This window comes from Anaerotruncus sp. DFI.9.16 (assembly GCF_024461615.1).
In the GTDB taxonomy this organism is placed as follows: domain Bacteria; phylum Bacillota; class Clostridia; order Oscillospirales; family Ruminococcaceae; genus Anaerotruncus; species Anaerotruncus massiliensis.
The window spans coordinates 1-5,537 of sequence record NZ_JANFZX010000100.1 but is presented as its reverse complement, the minus strand read 5'-3'; the positions used below and the strand labels follow the sequence as shown (position 1 = coordinate 5,537).

General features: G+C 64.4%; 4 protein-coding genes. 2 read left to right on the top strand and 2 right to left on the bottom strand.

Annotated elements, in window-relative coordinates:
* Window positions 1–83 precede the first annotated feature (83 nt).
* Window positions 84–1,319, bottom strand: a complete 1,236-nt coding sequence (gene codA, locus NE609_RS16775; protein WP_256153181.1) for a cytosine deaminase — start codon at window positions 1,317–1,319, stop codon at window positions 84–86.
* A gap of 42 nt (window positions 1,320–1,361) precedes the next feature.
* On the bottom strand, window positions 1,362–2,618 hold the full coding sequence (gene codB / locus NE609_RS16770; protein WP_256153180.1) for a cytosine permease: 1,257 nt from the start codon (window positions 2,616–2,618) through the stop codon (window positions 1,362–1,364).
* A gap of 298 nt (window positions 2,619–2,916) precedes the next feature.
* Between codB and NE609_RS16765 the strand changes: the two genes are divergently transcribed.
* Together NE609_RS16765 and NE609_RS16760 are read left to right on the top strand one after the other, a co-directional pair.
* Window positions 2,917–3,939, top strand: a complete 1,023-nt coding sequence (locus NE609_RS16765) for a LacI family DNA-binding transcriptional regulator (protein ID WP_256153179.1) — start codon at window positions 2,917–2,919, stop codon at window positions 3,937–3,939.
* 15 nt (window positions 3,940–3,954) lie between these two features.
* Complete coding sequence (locus tag NE609_RS16760) at window positions 3,955–5,067, top strand: dihydroorotate dehydrogenase (RefSeq protein WP_256153178.1); 1,113 nt, start codon at window positions 3,955–3,957, stop codon at window positions 5,065–5,067.
* Window positions 5,068–5,537 lie beyond the last annotated feature (470 nt).

Here is a 5,537-nt window from a genome sequence, read left to right as displayed (position 1 = left end):
CCCCCCCCCCCCCCCCCCCCCCCCCCCCCCCCCCCCCCCCCCCCCCCCCCCCCGGATCCGGTCTCCCGGACGAAGGGCGGCTGTCAGAAGAGGACCTCTTTGTGCGCGGGGGTCGCCTTGGCGATCAGCTTGCCGCGGTTGTAGGAGTAGAGGACCTCGCTCTTCTTGTTGAGGGCGTTGTAGAAGTTGTCGTTGTTGAGCACGATGAAGCTCGCGGGGTTGCCCTCCCGGATGCCGTAGCTGTCCCCGAGGTGCAGCGCCCGGGCGGCGTTGTAGGTGCAGAACCTGTAGGAGTCCATGATCTGCTGGTAGCCCATCAGCTGGCAGACGTGCAGGCCCATGTGGATGACGTCCCGCATGTTGCCGTCGCCGAGCGGATACCACGGGTCGAAGATGTCGTCGTGGCCGAAGGCGACGTTGTTGCCGTTCTCCAGCAGCTCCTTGACGCGGGTGACGCCCCGGCGCTTCGGGTAGGTGTCGAAGCGGCCCTGCAAATGGGTGTTGACCAGCGGGTTGCAGATGAAGTTGATATCGCTCATCCGCAGCAGGCGGAAGAGCTTGCCGCAGTAGGCGTTGTTGTAGCTGTGCATCGCGGTGGTATGGCTGGCGGTGACCATGTCCTTCATGCCGCTTTCGAGCGCGCGGCAGGCGAGCACCTCGAGTCCCTTGGACTGCTCGTCGTCGATCTCATCGCAGTGGACGTCGACCAGCTTTCCGTACTTTTCCGCGAGCTTGACGCAGAAGTTGACCGAATCGACCGCGTATTCGCGGGTGAATTCAAAGTGCGGGATCGCGCCGACGCAGTCCGCGCCCATCCTGACGGCGTTCTCCATGAGCTGCTCGCCGTTCGGATAGCTCATGATGCCCTCCTGCGGAAAGGCGACGATCTGGATGTCGACGATCCCCTTGAGCTCCTCCTTGAGCTCGAGCATCCCCTCCATCGCGATCAGCGTCGGGTCGGTCACGTCGACGTGGGTGCGCACGAACTGGACGCCGTTGGACGCCTGCATCTGCACCGCGCGGCGGGCGCGGTCCTTGACGTCCTGCTTGGAGAGCTTCTCCTTGCGCTTGGCCCAGCACTCGATCCCCTCGAAGAGGGTGCCCGACATGTTCCACACCGGGTCGCCCGCCGTCAGGCAGGTGTCGAGGTGGACGTGCGGCTCGATAAAGGGCGGGATGGCCAGGCATCCGGTGCAGTCGACGACCTCTTCGCCCGGGTTGGGGTCGAGGTTCGCGGCGATCTTTTCAAACTTCCCGTCGGCGACGCGGATGTCGACCGCCTCGGTCCCGTTTTCCACAAAGATATTTTTGATCAGCATGCGATGATCTCCTTTCGTCACGTGTGTTCTCTTCCAACAGGCCTATGCCTTCTGCTTCGGACGGACGGCCATCTCCCAGATGAGGAAGATCACGGCCGCGACAACGAGCGAGTTGACCGGCTTGATGCCCCAGCTCACAAAGATGCCGATGAGCGCGCCGCCGATGACCGCGAGAATCGCGCCGGGGTTGACCGCCGGGTTCTTGACGTCCTCCCTGGAATAGTCGCCGCGGTGCAGGATGTAATGCAGGATGATGACCGCGCCGACCGGCGGGATCATGCCGGAGAGCAGGTTCAGGTAGCTGACGAAGTTGTTGTTGAGCCACACCGAGAAGACGGTGCCCACCAGGCCGCCGAGCAGAACCATCGGCTTCATCGGGATCTTGGTGATGTTCGAGACGCCGAGGCCCGCGGTATAGAGGGCGTTGTTGTTGGTCGTCCAGATGTTGAGCCCGAGGGTGATGACCGCCGGGATCGCGAGGCCCTGGAGGATGAGGATGTTGAAGATGTCCGCCACGCCGGTGACCGCGCCGCCGACCGCGCCGAAGATCATCATGACCGAGTTGCCCACGAAGAAGGCGACGACCGTCGCGGTGACGGCGACCTTCGGGGTCTTGGAGAAGCGGGTGAAGTTTGGCGTCGCGGTGCCGCCCGAAATGAACGAGCCGACGACGATCGCGATGCCCGCGGCGAGCGTCATCTTGTTCTCCATGCCGAAGACGTTCATGATGCCGCCCGCCTTCTGGATGCCCCAGGTCACCGAATAGACGCCGAGGATGGCGATGAGGGGCACGGCGATCGAGCCGAGGACCGCCAGCGCCTTGATGCCGAGGTAGGCGGTGACCGTCATGACCGCGCCGGTGACGATGACGAGCGCCCACACGGGCAGCTTGCCCTTGGTCAGCTCGGTGACGGGGAGCGCGAACATCGCGACGCCCACGCCGAACCAGCCGATCTGGGTGATGCTGATGATGGCGGAGGGCAAAAACGAGCCCTTTTCACCGAACGAGCGGTGCGCCAGCAGGTCGAGGGAAAGGCCGGTCTTCTGGCCGATGTAGCCGAGAGTGCCGCAGTAGACGCCCAAAAACGCGTTGCCGACGATCATGGAGATGAGAAAGCCGCTCAGCGTCAGCCCGATGCCCAGGTTGCCGCCCGCGGTCATGCTCGGGGTAAAGAAGGTGAAGCCCACCAGCACCACCATCGCCGCCCACATGCCCTGTACCTTTTTGTCCTTCGGTACCGCGCTGAGGGAATACTCGGAATCCTCCGCCTGGACTTTTTTCTCTTTCAGTTCGCTCATCGTTACCTCCCTTTCTGTCTGTGCCACGCGCTGGGCGCGCATTGATGTAAGTAGTTTCATTAGCCGCTATCCACACTATATCATATGAATCTGCATTTTGCCACCTGATTTTTGTACAAATTATTGCCTTTTTCTTTGGCAAGTTGTTGATAAGTCATGTGAAGACTGCCAAAACGCAAGCGAATTATGAAACCGATTACAAAGTGCGTCTTTTTTTGTCGGAGGCCTTCCCGGGGCCTTGCATTTTCCCGGACGGGTTGGTAAGCTATAGGTAGACGATTGGACAGGGGGCGGGGGCTTGAATATCAAGGAGATTGCGCGGCAGGCGCAGGTGTCGGTCGCGACCGTCTCACGGGTGCTCAATCACCCCGAACAGGTCCAGCCGGAAACCCGCGAGCATGTGCTCGCGGTCATGGAGCAGTTCCACTACACCCCCAACTGGTTCGCGCGCGGGCTCAACCTCGGCCGCACCAACACGGTCGCCCTGCTCGTCCCCACCTTTGAGCACGGCATCTACCACCGGGTCGTCACCGGCGTCGAGACGGTCGCCGCCAAAAAGGGCGCGGGCGTCCTGCTCTGCAACACCCACGGCACCGCCGAGGGGGAGGTCGACTCGCTGCGCATGGTGCTCGACCGCAAGGTGGACGGCGTCATCCTCGGGGCCGCCCGTCTGAGCGCCGCCCAGCTCGACGCCACCGGCCTGCGGGAGCGCCCCTTCGTGATCATCGGGCGCGGGGACGGATTGGGCGACGTGACCGCCTGCTACATCAACTTCGAGGGCAGCGCCGCCCGGATGACCCAGCACCTCTTCGAGCTGGGCCGCCGCCGGGTCGACCTGCTGCTCGACGAGGATTCCCACTCGAAGAGCGGCGCGATCCTCCAGGGCTACCGCGCGGCGTGCGTCCAGGCGGGGCTTCCCGCCGGGCAGGTCCACACCGCCGAGGACAGCCTGCGGGGCGGTTATCTGGCGGCGCGGCGGCTCTTTGCGACAGGCAGCCTGCCTGACGCGATCTTCGCCTCGAGCGACGAGCTCGCCTTCGGCGTCATGAAGGCGGCGCGCGCCGAGGGGGTCGATATCCCCGGGCGGCTCGCGGTGGCGGGGTTCAGCGATTCCCCCATGTGCGAGCTGGTCACTCCCGAGCTCACGAGCGTCGAGCAGCCCGCCCACCGGCTGGGCATGGTCGCCGCGCGCCTGCTTTTCGACCTGATCGAGGACGAGCAGCTTGTCGACCGCGTGCCGCAGCAGGTCGTGCTCCAGCCCAAGCTGAAAATCCGCCGCTCCTGCGGCAACGAGAAATATATTTATGAGCTGTTTGAATGAGAGGGGTTGGGTTCCATGTCGTTAGCAGTGCCTTTTCTGGGCAGGCAGCTGAATAACCCGGTCATCGTGGCCGCCGGTCCCTGGTCGCGCAGCGCGGCCGCCATTCAGCGGTCGATCGACGCGGGCGCCGCCGCGGTCGTCACCGAAACGATCACCCTGGAGGCGGGCACGGTCATCCGGCCCCGGCTCTACCTCGACGACGGGCGGCTTTTCAACACGATGCTCTATTCCACCCTCGACCTCGAGCAGTGGGAGCAGGAGATGGACCGGATCGACAAGCGGGACTGTATGCTGATCTGTTCGATCTGGGGCGCGACCCCCTCGGAGGCCGCCTACATCGCCTCCAAGGTGGAGCGGATGGGCGCCGACGCGGTGGAGCTGAGCATCAGCGCACCCATCGGCACCAAAAACGAGCGGCTCTCGAGCCATCCGGAACACATCGGCGAGTTTGTCCGCACGATCGTGGCGGCGGTGGAGATCCCGGTGATGGTCAAGCTTTCCTACGACGCGAGCATCAACACGGGCTTTGTCCGCGCGATCGAGGAGGCGGGCGCCTCCGCCGTCAGCGCGATCGACAGTCTCAAGGGGCTGTCGGGCGTCGACATTGAGCGCCAGCAGGCCGTCATGCCCACCTACGGCGGCTATACCGGCCCCAACATCCGGCCCGTGTCGCTGGCGGTCACCGCCACCCTCTCCCAGCTCACCCGCTGCCAGATCTGCGGCATCGGCGGAATCGAGAGCTTTGAGAACGTGCTGGAATTCATCATGCTCGGGGCCAACACCGTCCAGCTCGCCTCCGCGGTCATGCTGCACGGCTACGGCCGCATCGCCGAAATCGTCCAGGGGCTCGCGGCGTGGGCCGACGGGCACGGCGGCAGCATCGAACGGCTGCGGGGCGCCGCGCTCGGCTCTCTCATCCCCTTCGAGGAGATCCCCGAGCAGCCGCTTGTGAGCGAGCTGCTCTCCCCCTGTGCGCGGGAGGACTGCTCTCTCTGTGCCGGCGGCTGCCTCTACGGAGGCGTTCACCGCGAGGCGGACGGCATCGTCACCGACCCCACCCGCTGCACCGGCTGCGGGCTGTGCGTCGCGCGCTGCCCCGACAAAAAGCTCCGCCTCGTCTGGAAGTAACATTACAAAAGGAAAGGCCGCCCGCGAGGGCGGCCTTTCCTTTTGGCGAGGACTTGCCGCTCAGTAAACGGTATCGTTTGCCGGCAGTCGGCCGACGGCAGTTTTAGATTGTCCGCTCAGGGAGCGGCGGAGTTGCCGGGTCCCGCCGGCAGAGGCCTTCTTGGGCTTTCCGCTCAGTAAGCGGTATCGTTTGCCGGTAGTCGACCGGCGGCGAGTTTAGATTTGCCGCTCAGTGAGCGGCAGAGTTGCCGGGTCCCGCCCCGGGGTGGGCTTAGATTCGCCGCTCATCGAGCGGCGGAGCTTGACAGCTGCCCGCCAGAAGAGGCCTTCTTGGGCTTACCGCTCAGTAAGCGGTATCGTTTGCCGGTGGTCGACCGGCGGCGAGTTTAGATTTGCCGCTCAGGGAGCGGCGGAGTTGCCGGGTCCCGCCCCGGCAGGCGGCCCCATTTCTTGTACGGACAAGAAATGGG